The organism is Mesorhizobium sp. M7A.F.Ca.US.014.04.1.1 (assembly GCF_003998745.1).
Classification (GTDB): Bacteria; Pseudomonadota; Alphaproteobacteria; order Rhizobiales; family Rhizobiaceae; genus Mesorhizobium; species Mesorhizobium ciceri.
Map to the genome: position 1 here is coordinate 1 of NZ_RZRW01000757.1, position 2,262 is coordinate 2,262.

At 59.7% G+C, this 2,262-nt stretch carries 3 protein-coding genes and 1 pseudogene; 3 read left to right on the forward strand and 1 reads right to left on the reverse strand.

Going from position 1 to position 2,262, the window contains the following annotated elements; translation table 11 throughout:
• The first annotated feature begins 196 nt into the window (after nt 1–196).
• The 3 genes from EOA22_RS31060 (at nt 197) to EOA22_RS31070 (ending at nt 1,994) form a co-directional block, all read left to right on the forward strand.
• A complete protein-coding gene (locus EOA22_RS31060; protein ID WP_013533687.1) occupies nt 197–619 on the forward strand; it encodes a pilus assembly protein N-terminal domain-containing protein in 423 nt (140 codons plus the stop codon).
• Between the two features lie 137 nt (nt 620–756).
• Nucleotides 757–1,338, forward strand: a complete 582-nt coding sequence (locus EOA22_RS31065) for a TadE/TadG family type IV pilus assembly protein (RefSeq protein WP_063169998.1) — start codon at nt 757–759, stop codon at nt 1,336–1,338.
• A gap of 32 nt (nt 1,339–1,370) precedes the next feature.
• Complete coding sequence (locus EOA22_RS31070) at nt 1,371–1,994, forward strand: TadE/TadG family type IV pilus assembly protein (RefSeq protein WP_318014161.1); 624 nt, start codon at nt 1,371–1,373, stop codon at nt 1,992–1,994.
• 34 nt (nt 1,995–2,028) lie between these two features.
• Here the strand turns inward: EOA22_RS31070 and EOA22_RS31075 are convergent.
• Nucleotides 2,029–2,262, reverse strand: a pseudogene (locus tag EOA22_RS31075) (phosphonate ABC transporter substrate-binding protein); the annotation flags it as partial.

Sequence of the window (2,262 nt, forward strand, 5' to 3'; positions counted from 1 at the left end):
TGGCGTGGTTAACTTCGGGCTAAAGTACCGCCGCGCCTTCCAGTCCCAGGTTTGGCAGGCTTGCGCCCCGACTGGACCGCGCCTCGCGGGGCGCCCTTATCGGCCATTGCAGGATTGGCAACATCGCAGGCTTAACCGTTGGTTCACCAATCTCGTTCATGTTCCGTTGATCAGTCCGCCTGCGTGGAGCGCCTCAATGGCCCAGCCGAGATCGTCAATCCTGATTGCCGCGCTTCTTGCCGTCTCGAGCTTCGTCGCGCCCGCCATGGCCGGCGCCGGCATCGAGGTCACGATGAACCAGGCCAAGATCGTCAAACTGTCGCGTCCCGCAGACACCATCGTGGTCGGCAACCCGGCAATCGCCGACGCTTCCGTGCAGGACGCTTCGACGATCGTGCTCACCGGCAAAGGTTTCGGCGTCACCAATCTGGTCGTGCTCGATACCGACGGCAGTCCCATCGTCGATGAGCAGGTTACCGTCGTGCGGCAGGCTGCTTCGTCGGTGCGCATCTATCGGCGTGCCGAAATCCAGACGATGTCCTGCACGCCGTATTGCGAAAGCTCCTACAAGAGCGAAGCGGAGAAGTCTTCCGAGGCGGAGATGAGCGTCAGCCGATAGGTGGCGTGACCGGCTGCCGGTGCGGTTATTGGCCGGTTAAGAGGCCTGCGCCGACTTTAACGATCATCCAAACCGGACCTCAATCGGTTTGCGTTAATGGTCCTTCCGAGACCGCATAGAGATCGGCAGGATCGGACATGAGCAAGGGATACGGCCGCGCAGGCGACCACAAAGTGAGATGCCCAAGGTTTTTCGCCCGTTTTCTTCGTGACCGGCGCGGCGCCACGGCAATCGAATTCGCGATCCTTTCAGTCCCCTTCGCGCTGCTTGTCTTCGCCATTCTGGAAAGCTGCATCTCGTTTGCCGCGCAGGAAGTGATGGCCAACATCACCGACGATGTCGCGCGCAAGCTTCGCACCGGCCAGTTGAGGGCGGTTGACGTCGCCGGAACCAACTTGCGGGACATGATCTGCACAAAACTGCAGATCATCGTTTCCCAGGATTGTCCCAATCAACTGCTGGTGGATCTTCGCCAATATACATCGTTCGCGGATGCGGCCACGGCCGGCTTCAAGATCCAGAACGGCGATGTCGTATTGACGAAAGGCACCGCAACCCAGTCGTTTTCAGTGACAGCGGGTGCGGCGGAGTCGAGGAACATGCTGCGGGTCTTTTACAAATGGCCGATCATGACCGACCTGCTGGCCAAATCAATGGGCGGCAACAAGACGCTGCACTTCGCATCGGTGACCTGGCAGAACGAACCGTTCGACAACTGAGCGGAATGCACGAGCAGTATAAGAAAAGGGCAATGGGCATGATGCGTGCGGGGGCACATCTTATGATTACGGGAGTTTGGCGGAAAACAAGTCTGTTCTGGTCCGATCGTCGTGGCATCGCGGCGGTCGAATTCGCGTTGATCATGCCAATTCTGCTGATCATGTATTTCCTCACAATGGAAGCGTCGCAAGCCATCGAGACCAGCAAGAAGGTCAGCCGTATCGGCAGCATGGTGGCCGATCTCGTCACCCAGCAGACAAGCGTCCTCAAGGCAGATGTCGACGCCATCATGCAGATCGGCAGCGTCACCCTTCAGCCCTACAACCGCTCAAATCCGACCATCACCGTCACGGCAATCCAGGTCTCGGCCGATGCGACGAGGGCACTGGTGGTGTGGTCACGCAAATTGGTAGCCGGCGTCGCCAGCCCTGGCGCCGCCGCCACCACCGAGACAACGATCCCGGCGTCGCTCAGAGTCGCCAACACTTTTCTCATCCGCGTTGAAAGTAACCTCGGCTATACGCCGGTCATCGCGTGGAGCGCGAGCAGTCAACAGAAGCTTGGGCTGACCTCGGCTTTCAGCAACATAACCATGGGCGAAACCTATTTTCTGCGCCCCCGCAGAAGCGTGACGATCCCTTGCAGCGACTGTTGAACAGAGGCAGCCAGGCGTGCGCAGGCCGCTCCAGCTACTGCTGCGGCCCACGGTCCGAAACGAAGCGCACGATAGCAGCGGCCATCTCGTAGTCTTTTGGCGCCACGGTGGCGAAGCCGCCGGAATGTTTCGATTCCAGGAGATCGTAGATATCGGGCGTCGTCGACTTGAGGTTGGTGAGGAACACGGCAAGCCGGCGCTTGGCTTCGGGGTCGAGATCGCTGCGGACCGCATGGGGGCCGTATCTCAACAGGCCCGACGTCCATAC

Coding starts and splice junctions, on each gene's coding strand:
- EOA22_RS31060 (WP_013533687.1), top strand. CDS start 197: ATGGCCCAGCCGAGATCGTCAATCCTGATTGCCGCGCTTCTTGCCGTC.
- EOA22_RS31065 (WP_063169998.1), top strand. CDS start 757: ATGAGCAAGGGATACGGCCGCGCAGGCGACCACAAAGTGAGATGCCCA.
- EOA22_RS31070 (WP_318014161.1), top strand. CDS start 1,371: ATGGGCATGATGCGTGCGGGGGCACATCTTATGATTACGGGAGTTTGG.